A 13,568-nucleotide genomic window follows, 5' to 3' on the forward strand; every position below is an offset into this window, starting at 1 on the left:
AGCGGGAGCGCCCGACGGTCAGGAAGCAGTCGTCTCTGCCCAGGAGCGCGCCTGCACGAACTGTGCAATCGACTCGGCCGGCATCGGCTCGGCAAGCCAGTAGCCCTGGATCTCGTCACAGCGGTGGTCGCGCAGCCATTGCGCCTGGGACGCGGTCTCCACGCCTTCGGCCACCACGGTCAGGCCCAGCGAGTGCCCCATGGCAATGATGGTGGTCGTAATCGCCGCGTCGTCTGTGTCCTGGGGAAGGTCGTCAATGAACTCCTTGTCGATTTTCAGCATCGTGATGGGCAGTCGTTTGAGGTAGGACAGTGACGAGTAGCCAGTGCCGAAATCATCGATGGCGAGGTTGACGCCCAGGCGCCGGAACTGCTGCAGGGAGACCGACGATTCCGCCGGGTTGTCCATCAGCACGCTTTCGGTGAGCTCCAGCTCAAGGCGGTTGGCCGGGATGCCCGTTTGCGCCAGCACACGCTCCACCACCTGCGGGAAATCGCCACGCAGCAGTTGCAGCGAAGAGACGTTCACCGCGATGGGGATGTCCATCAGTCCGGCCGAGCGCCAGGTGGCGAGGGCGCGGCAGGCCTCCCGAAGTGCCCATTCGCCGATCTCCAGGATCATCCCGGTCTCTTCGGTCAGCGGAATGAACTGGGTGGGATGGATCTGCCCATGCTCGGGGCTGTGCCAGCGCAGCAATGCCTCGACCCCCGCGATGTGGCCGCCGTTCAGCGACAGCCGCGGCTGATACACCATCGACAATTCATTGCGATCCAGCACGGTGCGCAACGCAGCCGACAGGGTGGCGCGGCGCTGCACGTCCAGGTCCATGGCTGCGTCGTAGCGCATCGAGGTCCGCCGTCCGACCGCCTTGGCCCGGTACATCGCCGTGTCGGCGTGGCGGATCAGTTCGCTGGCGATGCGGGCATCGTCGGGGTAGACGCTGACGCCGATGGACGGCGAGATGATGGCTTCCTGCCGGTCGCCGTAGGTCACCGGCGCCTCGAATGCAGCGATCAGGCGCTGCGTGGCCTCGCTGATCTGCGCGTCGGACTCGACGTTTTCCAGGACCAGCATGAACTCGTCGCCGCTCAGTCGGGCTGCCGTCTGGTGCGGTCCGGCGAAGGCGTGCAGGCGCGTGGCGACCGCGCGCAGGATCAGGTCACCGACGCCGTGCCCGAGCGAATCATTGATGTCCTTGAACCGGTCCAGGTCGATGAACAACACGCCGATCCTGCTTTGCGCGGCGCGGGCGCGGACGATCGCGGCGGCGATGCGCTCCAGCAGCAATGTCCGGTTGGGCAAGCCGGTCAGCGGGTCGTAGTTGGCCAGGTAGCGGAGCTCCTGCTCGGCGCGCTTCTTCTCGGTGATGTCGCTCAGCACCGCGATGTAGTGGCTGCGCCGTCCGTCGCGTTCGCCCACCGAGCTGATCCGCAGCAGGCATAGGAACTCGTCGCCGTTGCGGCGCCGCATCCACAACTCGCCCGACCAGCGGCCGTCGCGCAGCAGGTCGTGGCGAAGCCGCCGGTGATACTCGATGTCTTGGCGACTGCTGTCGAGAACACTGGTGGAGCGGTCGAGCACGTCGTCCGGCTCGTGCCCGGTGATGCGGGTAAAGGCGGGGTTGACGGAAATGAATTGAAAGTCGCGATCGAAAACGGCTACCGCCTCGTCCATGTTGCGAAGCACTTCGGTCGCAACCCGCCGTTCGTGTTCCGCGCTGCGCTTCTCGGTGACCGTGCGCACGGTGCCGGCGACACGCAAAGGCCGTCCGTCCGGCCCCCATTCCACGACGCGGCCGCGCGCGCGGACCCAGCACCAGCTGCTTTCCTCGGCGCGCCGGGTGCGGTACTCGCTGGCAAACACCGGCGTGGCGCCGCGCAGATGCTGGCGCAGCGCTTCCTGCACCTGCGCCAGGTCATCGCCGTGGATCGTGAGTTCGTCCAGCCGGTAGCGCTCCACCTTCAGCTCGGGCTCGTCCTGGGGATTGGTGGTTACGCGCGTGTGGTGCAGCTCCTCGGCACTGAGGTCGTAGTCCCAGAACTCCTCGCCCGACGCCCACAGCGCCAGCATCAGCCGCTCGTCGCGCTCGCGGATTCCGTTTGCCCAGAGCCGGGTTTCGCGTCCGCGCAGCCGGACGTAGCCCACCAGTGCGACCCCGGTGATCAGTACCAGCAGAGCGATGACGCTCAGACCCAGCGGACTGCGCCACAGGCCTGCAGCGAGGCCGGGAGCGGGCGTCGGAATCACGGTCGTCTGGCTGCTGCGGGCGACCGATTGGGTACGGGTGGACGACGCTGCCGGCTGCGCATGCAGATCGTTGCGCGCCGTGCTTGCCATCCCCGGGGCGTCGCTGCTGAAGGGCAGGGAGGGGTCGGGGCCACCGGGCGCGCCCGCACGGGTGCACGGAGCGGTCATGATCAGGAGAACGCCCAGCAGCAGGCCCATTTGCAAGCGAAGGCCGGTCCGCAGGTCAGCGCTTGGGCGCGCACCGGCGACCGCACGCGAGCGGCTGGAAAGTGTGGCGCTGGCGGGCACTTGCGGCAGCACTTCAGCATCGCTCCGGGATCAATCGAGCCCAGTGTAGGCATGCGCGTAGGGACGGAACAAGCTCGTCGCCGTGCGCCTTGATAAACTGGGGCGCCTCATCCTGGTGCCTGTTCATGTCGAGCGAACCGATCTCCGGATTGCCAACCATTTCCGCCGTGGACGCGCAGATGGGGCGTCTGTCGCTGCCCGCAGGCGCATCCGAATTGCACGGCTCGCTGTGTGGCTGGCTCGCCGGTGGCGGCAGCGCGCAGGCCGACTGGCTGGCCAGGGTAATGGCCGACGATGACATCGCCATGCCCGAGACGGGCAGTGCGCTGGACGAGCTGCGCACCGCATCCGCGGCCCAGCTGGCGGACCGCAGTTTCGATTTCGAACTGCTGCTGCCCGATGCGGACTCGTCCTTGGCCGAGCGTAGCGGGGCCGTGTTTGACTGGTGTCGAGGATTCCTGGGCGGCTTCGGTCTGGCGGCGGGCGCGCAACCGCCGCTGTCGGCGGAAAGTCTGGAAGCCCTGGCCGATCTGGCCAAGCTGGCCGGGGCACAGGCCCAGGACGACGGCGATGAAGAGGACGAAGCGGCGCTGGTCGAGATCGAGGAATTCGTGCGCGTGGCGGTCCTGCTGCTGCACGGCGATTGCGTGCTCGGCGCGCAGCACCGGCAAAGGTTGAACTGAGTTGGGCGCAGCCCTCTCCATGCCGCCGGCAGCCTATGCGCGACGCCGCCGGCAGCTGATGGAAGTCGCCGGCGAGGACTCGATCCTGATCCTGCCGGCAGCGCTGGAGCGCATCCGCAACCGCGACACCCACTATCCCTACCGGCAGGACTCCGACCTGCTCTACCTCACCGGCTTTCCCGAGCCCGAGGCAGTGCTGGTCCTGGTGCCCGGCCGCGCCCACGGCGAGTGCATCCTGTTCTGCCGCGAGCGCGACCCGGACCGTGAGGCATGGGACGGTCCGCGCTTTGGTCCCGAGGGTGCGGTGGATGCGTTCGGCTTGGATGACGCCTACCCGATCACCGACCTGGACGACATCCTGCCCAGCCTGCTGGAAGGCCGCTCGCGGGTGTATTACCACTTCGGCCGCGATGCGGAGTTCGACCTCAAGCTGATCGGCTGGGTGAACCGTGTGCGCGCGATGATGAAGATGGGCAACAAGCCGCCGCACGAGTTCCTCGAGCTGGGCCACGTGCTGGATGAGTTGCGCCTGTTCAAGGATCGCGACGAGCTGCGGATGATGCAGCGCTCCGCCGATATCACCGTCGCCGCGCATCAGGCGGGGATGCGCGCGGTCCGCCCCGGCATGTTCGAGTACGAATTGCAGGCCGAGCTGGAGCGGGTCTTTCGCGCGAATGACGCCGTGCCGGCCTACAGCAGCATCGTCGGCGCGGGCGCCAACGCGTGCGTGCTGCATTACGTGGCCAACAACGGGCCGGTCAACGACGGCGAACTGGTGTTGATCGACGCGGGCGCGGAATACCGTGGGTACGCCGCCGACATTACCCGCACGTTCCCCGTCAGTGGCCGCTTCAGCAAGGAGCAACGCCTGCTGCATGACCTGGTCGGCGCCGCCCATGCCGCTGCGCTCGCCCTGGCGCTGCCGGGCATGCCCTATGAAGCCGGCCACCTGGCCGCGACCGAGGTGTTGACCGAGGGGCTGCTGAGTCTGGGGCTGCTGAAGGGGACGCTCGCGAAGAACCTGGCCGAAGGCAGCTGCCGGCGCTTCTTTCCGCACAAGACCGGCCACTGGATCGGCCTGGACGTGCACGACGTGGGCGATTACCGCATCGAGGGCGAATCGCGCCTGCTCGAGCCCGGGATGGTGTTCACCATCGAGCCGGGGCTTTACGTGCGTGCTGACGACACCAGCGTCGCGCCGCGCTGGCGCGGCATCGGCATCCGCACCGAAGACGATGTTGCCGTGACCCGGACCGGGCACAAGGTGCTGACCGGCAAGCTGGCGCGCAGCGCGGACGAGATCGAGGCCTTCATGGCGGAAGGTTGAACTCCGCCCGCGGGCCTCGCCACTCCACGCCGCTTATCCGCCCTGCGCGGTGAACTCATCCCGGGTCAGGTTGATCGGGTCGCCATCGGTGCAGACCACGTCGTCCTCGATCCGCACGCCGCCGAACGGGCGGAACTCGGCGATCCGGCCCCAGTTGAGCGATCCAGCGTGCTCACCCTTGCGGACCTCGTCGAGCAGCATGTCGATGATGTAAACGCCCGGTTCGATGGTCATTACCATGCCCGGCTCCAGCGTCCGCGTGCTGCGCAGGAACGGCTGCCCGTCCGGACGCGGGATCACGCCGCCGGCGTCGGATTCGGCGAAGCCGGCGACGTCATGCACCTGCAGGCCGATGCCGTGGCCGATGCCGTGCGGGAAGAAGGCGTTGCTGACGCCGGTCTCGAGCGCCGCCTCGGGCGACATGTCGATCAGCCCGAAGTCCTTGAGTACGCCGGCCAGCTTGAGGTGCGCGCCCAGGTGCAGTTCGCGGTAGTCGAAGCCGGCGCGGACTTCATTGCACATCTGCCGCTGGGCGACGTCGACGGCCTCGATCAGTGCCTGGAACTCGCTGTCGCGATCGGCCGCGTAGGTGCGCGTGATGTCGCTGGCGTAGCCGCCGAAGCTGCCGCCGGCGTCGATCAGGAAGCTGCGGATCTCCTCCGGCGGCGTGGTCGCCAGCTCGGTGTAATGGAGTACCGCGGCGTGTTCGTTGAGGGCGACGATGTTGTGGTACGGCAGCTCGTTGGCGTCCTGGCGCGCCGCGATGCAGTACGCCATGTGGATGTCGAACTCGCTGGCACCGCTGCGGAAGGCCGCCTCGGCCGCCCGGTGCGCGCGCACGCCGACCCGCGTCGCCTCGCGCATCATGGCGATCTCGTAGTCGGTCTTGAAGGCGCGGTGGTATTCCAGATAGTTGACGACCGCCGCCGGGTTGTCGGGCAGGTAGTCGCCCAGTGCGCTGGCGGCCTCGCCCAGGATCGCGCAGCGCGCAACGTCGGCCGGCAGGTGTTGCAGCGCCTCTTCGGGCTTGCGGATGATCACGATGTCGAACTGTTCGACCCAGTAGCCCGACGGTGTCTGCGGGACCACGTGCCAGTAGTCGAAGGGCTGCAGATACACCAGCTTGGGTTTGCTGCCGGGGGTGAACACCAGCCAGCTGCCCGGGCTGCGGGTCAGCGGGGCCCACGCCTTGAACTGGGGATTCACCGCGTAGGGATAGTCGCGGTCGTCGAACACCTGGTAGTGCACCGTGCCGCTGGGCACCACGAGGTGGTCGAAGCCGCCGCGCTCCAGGGCGATCGTGCTGCGGCGCACGAGTTCTGCCACGTGCTGCGGATAGGCCTGCGCAAGCTCGGAAATTGCCATGTCGATCCTCTTTGGGGGAGTCCGACAAGTCTGACTGATTCGCCGCCTTGGCACAGCGGCGGTCAGTCGCCGAACGGGGTGATGCCGCGCCGCCGCACCCGGCAGACGCAGTGGAGGCGGCTCGTCAGGGCGAACTGGCCAGCCAGTCGCGCAGGCGCTGGCGACCGGGCTCGGGCAGGTTGATGAAGCGGAAGCCCGCCCAGGATTTGCCGGCGGCGCCTGCGTCCTCCTGCCAGAGCAGATGGACACCGACCTCGACCTGGCCGCCGCCGGTTGGAGCCGCGCCGCCTGACGATTGGCTGCCTGCAAGCTTGAAGCGCACCTGGTAAAGGGCGTCCTCCACCAGCGGCGTGCTGGCCAGCAGCAGCATCCCGGTTTCCGAGACGTTGCCCAGCTGTCCAATGACGCGCTCGCTCATGCTGTCGATGACCTCGACGATGCCCGAGACCGGGCGACGCCGACGGCGGCGCGCGTCGCTGCCCGTCGCGGCACCGGCGCCCGCACCGCGATCGGCCGGCCGTGGCGGTGAAGCGCTCATTTCGTCACCCCGTTGTTGGATGAGCTGCGGCCGAAGCTGCGCAGCCTCGCCAGCGCCGACTGCCATGCACGATCAACCAGGCTGGAGTGATCGTCGGCGGGAACGATCCTCGCCTCGCCGCTGGAGATCAGCCGGGCGATCTGGTCCAGTGTCTCCCGGCCCCGCTGGTCCTCGATACGCTGCCCCCTGTGGTTGAGCAGCAGCACCCGCCCGGTGGTGGGACTGAACCATGCCAGTCGCTGGCGCACGCTGTCGCCGTTGCGGTTGATCGTGAATTCGATGGTCGTGCCGAACGCCACGCTGCGCAGATGGCCGAAGCATTCTTCCTCGCGCGCGCTGCGTGGCTCGAGCGCGGGCAGCGGGGGAATCTCGTTGGCGCCCAGGCGTGCGCGCGCCTTCAGCTTCAACGCCAGCTCGGTGCGCGAAGCCGGGTCGTCTGCATCGTCGTCGGCGGCCAGCAGGCGTCCGGCGATCGCGCCCGCCTCATCGCCCTGATAGCCGACCAGGCCGAGCGCCTCGGTCACCCGCGGTTGCAGCGCTTCGGGTGCCGGCTCACCACGGTTGGCGGCGATGATGCGCGAGGTCGCCTCCACATGGTCGCGCCATTCCGGCGAGTCCTCGCCATGGCGCAACAGGACCAGGCTGAGGACATCGGTCCACGCCTGCTCCAGCAGGGTGGCCAGGAACCGCGGAACCGCGGCGTCGCCGATCGCGTCCTTGATCGCCGACGCCGCCTGCTGTTTCGCGCGCTCCAGCTTGTCGCGACCGCGGGCCGCTTCGACCTGCCGGCGCTGGGCCGCCTCGGCCTTGCGCTCCAGCGCTTCCAGCTGGGCGGCGAGCGTTTCCTGCGCGGCGGCGAACACCTCCGCCTCACCGTCGTAGTGGTCGACGACATGGCTGACCGTCTCATGCAGCAGGTCATCCAGGCGCGCGTCGGAGGCCGGCTCGCTGTCCTCGAGCCACTGCGAGCCCGCCTCGGCGATGGACTCCAGCAATTGCCGCGCCGGGTGCTGCTTGCGCACGAAGAAGCCGCGATCCTGCAGCGCAACGCGGAGCAGCGGAACCTGCAGCCGTTCCAGCTGCGCGGCGGCCCGGCTGCCTTGGCGCAGCTGACGGCCGATCTCGCTGTAGAGCAGACCGAACAGCTCGAAGGTTTCCTCATCGTGCGCGGCAAGGTGGGCAACGCGTCCGCGCGCCTGCCGATGGTGTTCAAGCAGCTCATGGCGGACCTGCGCCGGATTGCAGGGGGCCGTCGCCCCTTCGGCGGACTGCAACTCGCCGAGCGAGGCATCCAGCTCGTCCGTGGCGAGAACGTCCGTCGTGGCGGCGCTGCCGAGCGCGACGCCCGGCCGTGCTGCCGCCAGCAACTGCTGGAGCTCGGCAAGGGCCTGCATTTCACTGGCGGTGTCGACGGTTCCAAAGGTCGGCTGATGCCGGTGGGACCGATCCTCATCGAATCGACCGCTTACCTGCTGGAACGCGCCTGACGACGGATTGCCGGTACCGGTCGTGCGGTCCGGATCGTTGTCTGCATTCGCTGTCGTCGGTCTCGCGACTTTTTCGAGCGTGGTTTCCGGCGCGCTTTCCGGCGTCGACGGACCGGCACGCCGGGCTCCGTTGTCACGGCGGACGCGGGTGGGCACAAACTCCAGGCCGGGCAGCACGTTGGCCTTGTCCAGCAGCGTGTTCATCGCTTCCACCAGCGACGGATAGCCGGTCATCATCTGGCGGTCGAACAGTTTGTACAGGTGCAGCCGCGTTTCCACTTCGCCCGAGATGGATGCCGCCACCCGCGCCACCATCGTGCCCACGGCGCGCGGCCCCACTGGCAGGTCCGTCGCGGCGAACGCCGGACGCCCGCCGAGCACTGCCATGCGATGGCAAAGCAGCAGCATCGGCAGGCGCGCGCGTGCCTCATGACGCCGCGATATTGCGGTGAGTGCGTTGATCTCCGCGATTTCCGTGTGCTTGACCAGGCGCAGGCTGTCGGCCGTGGCCGCGCCCTCCGGCTCCGAATGAGCGCCGGAAGGCGCCTGCAGGTTGGCCACCGCGGCGGAGACATCGGCGGAGAAGTCGGCGAGCAGTCTGTCGCGGTTTGCGCGCAGTGCCTCCACCGCGCTCAGCCATTCGGACTGGGCCGCCGCGCCGCGCGCCTGGGATGCCTGCAGGTAGAGGTCGCGTTCTATCGTCTCCAACAGTCGCGCAAGCTCGCGCGTCAGCTCCTCGGCGACAAGGGACTGCAACTGGCTCAGTAGCACTCGAACACGCAGAGGGAACGCAGTTGAGGCCGCCGCCGGGCGCGGAGGCCTCAGCGTTGGATCAAGGGACGACATGTGCAGGTGGCGCTCCGGGACGCAATTTCGCAGAGCGTAGCAGCAGCGGGCAGGCGGAGAAACTGTGACCCAGTGCCGCGGGACGCGTGCCGGCGGTCGCGCCCGGTCAAGATGCCCCGTCAACCGGTCAGGAACAGCTCGACGACGTCGTTGGTGAAGCGCCGCCCCAGGGCCGTCGGACGAACGGCGTCGCCATCGACGAGCAGCCACTGCTTCTTCACCGCCTCTTGCAGCTGCGCCTGGATCGCGTTGCGCGGGACGCCGGTGCTGGCTTCGAATCCGGTCAGGCTGAAGCCGTCGACCAGGCGCAGGGCATTGAGCATGAACTCGAACGGCCGGCGCTCTGTCGCGATGAGCTCGTCGCCGCCAATGCCGCGCTCGTTACCGGCGGCCTCCAGATAGGCGGTGGGGTGCTTGAGCTTCCAGCGGCGCAGGATCGACTGGTCGTGGCCGGAGGTGATCTTGCCGTGCGCGCCGGCACCGATTCCCAGGTAGTCGCCGTATTTCCAGTAGTTCAGGTTGTGCACGCACTCGCGTCCCGGCCGTGCGTAGGCGCTGACTTCGTATTGGCGGTAGCCGGCGTCGGCGAGCATCGCCTGGCAATGCTCCTGGATGTCCCAGCTGCCGTCCTCATCGGGCAGGCCGGCAGGCGGGCGCGCCGCGAAAACCGTGTTCGGCTCCAGGGTCAGCTGGTAGTGGCTCATGTGCGTGGGCTGCAGCGCGAAGGCCTGCGCCAGGTCGCTTTCCGCCATCGCCAGGCTCTGGCCGGGCAGGGCGTACATCAGGTCCAGGTTGATGTTGTCGAATCCTGCGTCCTGCGCGAGCTTCACCGCGGCCGTGGCTTCGGCGCTGTCGTGGATCCGTCCCAGACGTTGCAGGCAGCCGTCGTCAAAACTCTGCACGCCGAAGCTCAGGCGGTTGATGCCGGCGTCGCGATAAGCCTTGAAGCTGCCGTGCTCGACGGTACCGGGATTGGTTTCCAGGGTGATCTCGCAACCGGGCGCGAAACGCAGCCGAGAGCTGGCGCCCTGCAGGAAACGGTCAATCAGCTCGCCGGGCATCAGGCTCGGTGTGCCACCGCCAAAGAACACCGTTTGCACGGTGCGGCCCCAGACCAGCGGCAAGTCGAGGTCCAGGTCGGCCAGCAGGGCGTCGATATAGGCCGCGAAGGGAAGCTCGCCGCGGCCCTGGTGGGAATTGAAATCGCAATACGGACACTTGCGTACGCACCACGGAATGTGGACGTACAGCGACAACGGCGGCGGGGACAGCGTGGACGGCGACAGGCTCATGCGCCCATTGTCCCACCGACCGGGCCGGCGCCGGGCAAACCGCTAGAGCGCAGCCAGTTGCCGTTGCAGCTCGCGCAGGGCGCGGCCGCGGTGACTGCAGGCGTTCTTCACTGACGGTTCCAGCTCGGCCGCGGAGACGCCGTGCGTATCGTCCATGAACACCGGGTCGTAGCCGAACCCGCCGCTGCCGCGGGGACGGTCCAGGATGCACCCGGACCAGTCGCCCTGCGCGATCACCGGGGCCGGATCCGTGTCGTGGCGCAACAGGACCAGCGTGCAATGGAAGTGCGCGCCGCGCTGACCCACGGGCAGGCCTTCCAGCGCCTGCAGCAACTTGTCGATGTTGCGGGCTGCATTGCCGGGCTCGCCGGCATAGCGCGCCGAATACAGTCCCGGCGCGCCGCCGAGGGCGTCCACGCACAGCCCGGAGTCATCCGCGAGTGCCGGCAAGCCGGTGACGCGCGCCGCATGGCGCGCCTTCAACAACGCGTTTTCGACGAAGCTCAGGCCGGTCTCCTCGATATCTTCTACGCCCAGATCGCCCTGGGCCACGAACTCGATACCGGCCTCGGCAAACAGGCGATTGAACTCGGCCAGCTTGCCGGGATTCCCGCTGGCCAGGACGATTCGCGACAGCGCGGTCATGCCGGGGACGGGCCCGGATTGCAGTCCCGCTTGGTCACTGGCCGAGCGCTTCACGCTGAATTGCGACCAGCTCGGTCACCCCGCGCGCCGCCAGCGAGGTCATCGCGGCGAGCTCCTCGGCGCGGAAGGCGTGGCCCTCCGCCGTGCCCTGCACCTCGATGAAGCCGCCGCCGTCGTTCATCACCACGTTCATGTCGGTATCGCAATCGCTGTCCTCGGCGTAGTCCAGGTCAAGCACCGGCACGCCGCGATAGATGCCGACCGAGACTGCTGCGACCGCGCCGAATATCGCGCTGCGCCCCGACTTGGGCTTGATGTCGCCACGCTTGGTCATCCAGTGCACCGCATCCACCAGCGCGACGTAGGCGCCGGTGATGGCCGCCGTGCGGGTGCCGCCGTCGGCCTGCAGGACATCGCAGTCCAGGGTGATGGTGCGCTCGCCGAGCATCTTGCGGTCCACGCAGGCGCGCAGCGAACGGCCGATCAGGCGCTGGATTTCCAGCGTGCGTCCGCCCTGCTTGCCGCGGGCCGCCTCGCGGTCGTTGCGGGTGCTGGTCGCGCGCGGCAGCATGCCGTACTCGGCGGTGACCCAGCCCTCGCCCTTGCCGCGCAGGAAACCGGGCACCCGGTTCTCCACGCTGGCGGTGCACAGCACCCGGGTATCGCCGAAGCTGATCAGCACCGATCCTTCGGCGTGGCGGGTGAACGCGCGTTCGATGCGGACCTCGCGCAGCTGGTCCGGAGCGCGGCCGCTGGGCCGGGAGAATTCGTTCGTACCGCTTGCTGACATGCTGTGCTTGCCGTTGGAAGTTAGGGGGTTTGGGGGCGGCGAGTTTACCATTCACCCCGGAGTGCCCCCTTCGGCATCCCCTTCCACATCACCACAAGGCACCGCCAATGATCCGCAGCATGACCGCCTTCGCCAACGGCGAACGCGTCACTCCCTGGGGCACGCTGGGTTGCGAGCTGCGCTCGGTCAACCACCGCTTCCTCGAGATCGGCATGCGCCTGCACGATGACCTGCGCTCGCTGGAGCCGGTCCTGCGCGAGCGGATTGCCGCCCGGATCAGCCGCGGCAAGCTCGACATCAGCCTGCGCCTGCGCTCACCCGAGGGCGAGGGCGGGCTGCACACCGACCCGGCCCGGCTGCGCGAGCTGTCCGAGTTGGCACTCCAGCTGTCGTCGCCATTCCCGGGCCTGCGGGTGGATTTCACCCAGCTGCTGCAATTTCCCGGCGTGCTGCAGGCGCCGGCGGTGGATGGCGTCGCGTTGCAGGCCGAGGCCCTGGCGCTGGTGGATGACGTGGTCGACGAGTTCATCGCCGCGCGCGAGCGTGAAGGCAGCAAGCTGGCGGCCGGCATCGCCGAGCGGGTGGATGCCATCGAGGCCATCGCGGTGCAGGTGCGCGCGTTGATGCCGGCGATCCGCCAGGGCCAGCGCACCAAGCTGGAGAATCGCCTGGCCGAGCTGGCCCAGCCGGTCGACCCGGGCCGGCTGGAACAGGAGCTGGTGATGTGGCTGCAGAAGCTCGACGTGGACGAGGAACTCGACCGGCTCGATTCGCACGTCATCGAAGCACGACGGGTGCTCGGGCTGAGCCAGGCCGTCGGCCGGCGGCTGGACTTCCTGCTGCAGGAGTTCAACCGCGAGGCGAACACGCTGGGCTCCAAGTCCGTCGACGCGCGCAGTTCCACCGCCGCCGTCGAACTGAAGGTCCTGATCGATCAGGTCCGCGAACAGATCCAGAACATTGAATAACCGCCATCCCTTGAGGGCCAGCAGCCGATGAGCATGCGCGGAACCCTGTTTATCGTTGCCGCGCCTTCGGGCGCCGGCAAGTCCAGCATCGTCAACGCGGTGCTCGCGCGCGATCCCAACATCCGCCTGTCGATCTCGTTCACCTCGCGCCCAGAGCGGCCGCGCGAGGTCAACGGCGAGCACTACCATTTCGTCGATGAAGCGACTTTCGAGCGCATGGTCGAGGCCGGCGACCTGTTCGAGCACGCGCGTGTCCACGGCGACTGGAAGGGCACCGCCCGCCAGTCGGTGGAGCCGCAACTGGCCAGCGGCAAGGACGTGCTGCTGGAGATCGACTGGCAGGGCGCACGCCAGGTGCGCAACAAGCTGCGCGGGGCGGTCAGTGTCTTCATCCTGCCGCCGTCACGGGCTGCGCTGGAGGAGCGCATGCGCAACCGCGGCCAGGACAGCGAGGAGGTGATCGCGCGCAGGCTGGCGGCCGCCCGCGAGGAGATGTCGCATTACGCGGAGTTCGATTACGTCATCGTCAACGAGGACTTCGACACCGCGGTCGATGAGATGTGCGCGATCTTCACCGCCAGCCGGCTGCGCCGTGAGGCCCAGGTCGCGCGCCACGGGAAATTGATCACCGCATTGCTTGCCAATGAACCCGAAGCCCGCTAACTGATTGATTCCCAAGCGACAACTTGCTTGTAGCCCGGTGAATCGTTACAATCCCGTCCCCTTTGCATCTGCATGACGGCCCGCCGGCCGCCAGGAGCCCCATGGCCCGCATTACCGTAGAAGATTGCCTGGAAGTGGTCGATAACCGCTTCGAACTCGTCATGATGGCCGCCAAGCGCGCGCGCCAGCTGGCCAACGGCGTCGAGCCCAAGCTCGACAACAGCGAGGGCAATGACAAGCCGACCGTGCTCGCCCTGCGCGAGATCGCCGCCCGCGTGATCGACTCCGACTTTATCGACGCGGTCGACAAATCCGAGCGCGAGCGCAAGGAGCGCGAGGCGCTGGAGTGGGCTGCGGCCGAAGTGGTCACCGACGAGGACCTGGCCAAGGGCGACGACTGAGGCCAGCGTCGGGCCGGCCTGCCTGCCG

General features: G+C 68.1%; 12 protein-coding genes. 5 read left to right on the forward strand and 7 right to left on the reverse strand.

Annotated elements, in window-relative coordinates:
* Positions 1-18: 18 nt before the first annotated feature.
* Positions 19-2,445, reverse strand: coding sequence for an EAL domain-containing protein (locus INQ40_RS03045; protein ID WP_194341660.1), 2,427 nt, complete (start codon positions 2,443-2,445; stop codon positions 19-21).
* A 215-nt stretch (positions 2,446-2,660) separates the two neighbouring features.
* On the opposite strand from INQ40_RS03045, the gene INQ40_RS03050 reads away from it, so the two are divergent.
* On the forward strand, positions 2,661-3,218 hold the full coding sequence (locus INQ40_RS03050) for a UPF0149 family protein (protein ID WP_194341662.1): 558 nt from the start codon (positions 2,661-2,663) through the stop codon (positions 3,216-3,218).
* 19 nt (positions 3,219-3,237) lie between these two features.
* Positions 3,238-4,545 carry an aminopeptidase P N-terminal domain-containing protein gene (locus INQ40_RS03055; RefSeq protein WP_194341664.1) on the forward strand — a complete coding sequence of 436 codons (1,308 nt, stop codon included), beginning with the start codon at positions 3,238-3,240 and terminating at the stop codon, positions 4,543-4,545.
* A 33-nt stretch (positions 4,546-4,578) separates the two neighbouring features.
* Here INQ40_RS03055 and pepQ read toward each other — a convergent pair whose 3' ends face one another.
* From pepQ to rph, 6 genes are all read right to left on the reverse strand, one after another.
* A complete protein-coding gene (pepQ, locus tag INQ40_RS03060) occupies positions 4,579-5,910 on the reverse strand; it encodes a Xaa-Pro dipeptidase (RefSeq protein ID WP_194341666.1) in 1,332 nt (443 codons plus the stop codon).
* Between the two features lie 124 nt (positions 5,911-6,034).
* On the reverse strand, positions 6,035-6,448 hold the full coding sequence (locus INQ40_RS03065; protein ID WP_194341668.1) for a PilZ domain-containing protein: 414 nt from the start codon (positions 6,446-6,448) through the stop codon (positions 6,035-6,037).
* Positions 6,445-8,691 (reverse strand): DUF1631 family protein, encoded by a 2,247-nt coding sequence (locus INQ40_RS03070; RefSeq protein WP_194341669.1) that lies wholly within the window; start codon positions 8,689-8,691, stop codon positions 6,445-6,447. The genes INQ40_RS03065 and INQ40_RS03070 overlap by 4 nt, the downstream gene beginning before the upstream one ends.
* 209 nt (positions 8,692-8,900) lie before the next feature.
* A complete protein-coding gene (hemW, locus tag INQ40_RS03075; RefSeq protein WP_194341671.1) occupies positions 8,901-10,073 on the reverse strand; it encodes a radical SAM family heme chaperone HemW in 1,173 nt (390 codons plus the stop codon).
* Between the two features lie 42 nt (positions 10,074-10,115).
* Positions 10,116-10,709 carry an RdgB/HAM1 family non-canonical purine NTP pyrophosphatase gene (gene rdgB, locus INQ40_RS03080; protein ID WP_194342387.1) on the reverse strand — a complete coding sequence of 198 codons (594 nt, stop codon included), beginning with the start codon at positions 10,707-10,709 and terminating at the stop codon, positions 10,116-10,118.
* 43 nt (positions 10,710-10,752) lie between these two features.
* Positions 10,753-11,508, reverse strand: coding sequence for a ribonuclease PH (gene rph, locus INQ40_RS03085; RefSeq protein ID WP_194341673.1), 756 nt, complete (start codon positions 11,506-11,508; stop codon positions 10,753-10,755).
* A 107-nt stretch (positions 11,509-11,615) separates the two neighbouring features.
* On the opposite strand from rph, the gene INQ40_RS03090 reads away from it, so the two are divergent.
* The 3 genes from INQ40_RS03090 to rpoZ all read left to right on the forward strand — a co-directional run bounded on the left by INQ40_RS03090 (position 11,616) and on the right by rpoZ (position 13,540).
* Positions 11,616-12,476, forward strand: a complete 861-nt coding sequence (locus INQ40_RS03090; RefSeq protein WP_194341675.1) for a YicC/YloC family endoribonuclease — start codon at positions 11,616-11,618, stop codon at positions 12,474-12,476.
* Positions 12,477-12,509: 33 nt separating this feature from the next.
* Positions 12,510-13,139 (forward strand): guanylate kinase, encoded by a 630-nt coding sequence (gmk, locus tag INQ40_RS03095; protein WP_194035103.1) that lies wholly within the window; start codon positions 12,510-12,512, stop codon positions 13,137-13,139.
* A gap of 101 nt (positions 13,140-13,240) precedes the next feature.
* Positions 13,241-13,540 (forward strand): DNA-directed RNA polymerase subunit omega, encoded by a 300-nt coding sequence (gene rpoZ / locus INQ40_RS03100; RefSeq protein ID WP_043957870.1) that lies wholly within the window; start codon positions 13,241-13,243, stop codon positions 13,538-13,540.
* The last annotated feature ends 28 nt before the right edge of the window (positions 13,541-13,568 follow it).

It is taken from the genome of Lysobacter sp. H21R4, from assembly GCF_015277535.1.
Lineage (GTDB): Bacteria > Pseudomonadota > Gammaproteobacteria > Xanthomonadales > Xanthomonadaceae > Novilysobacter > Novilysobacter ciconiae.

Bases quoted from the DNA above. Each gene is read 5' to 3' on its own strand.
- pepQ (WP_194341666.1), bottom strand. From the start codon at position 5,910: ATGGCAATTTCCGAGCTTGCGCAGGCCTATCCGCAGCACGTGGCAGAA.
- rph (WP_194341673.1), bottom strand. From the start codon at position 11,508: ATGTCAGCAAGCGGTACGAACGAATTCTCCCGGCCCAGCGGCCGCGCT.
- hemW (WP_194341671.1), bottom strand. From the start codon at position 10,073: ATGAGCCTGTCGCCGTCCACGCTGTCCCCGCCGCCGTTGTCGCTGTAC.
- INQ40_RS03065 (WP_194341668.1), bottom strand. From the start codon at position 6,448: ATGAGCGCTTCACCGCCACGGCCGGCCGATCGCGGTGCGGGCGCCGGT.
- rpoZ (WP_043957870.1), top strand. From the start codon at position 13,241: ATGGCCCGCATTACCGTAGAAGATTGCCTGGAAGTGGTCGATAACCGC.
- INQ40_RS03045 (WP_194341660.1), bottom strand. From the start codon at position 2,445: ATGGGCCTGCTGCTGGGCGTTCTCCTGATCATGACCGCTCCGTGCACC.
- gmk (WP_194035103.1), top strand. From the start codon at position 12,510: ATGCGCGGAACCCTGTTTATCGTTGCCGCGCCTTCGGGCGCCGGCAAG.
- INQ40_RS03050 (WP_194341662.1), top strand. From the start codon at position 2,661: ATGTCGAGCGAACCGATCTCCGGATTGCCAACCATTTCCGCCGTGGAC.
- INQ40_RS03055 (WP_194341664.1), top strand. From the start codon at position 3,238: ATGCCGCCGGCAGCCTATGCGCGACGCCGCCGGCAGCTGATGGAAGTC.
- INQ40_RS03090 (WP_194341675.1), top strand. From the start codon at position 11,616: ATGATCCGCAGCATGACCGCCTTCGCCAACGGCGAACGCGTCACTCCC.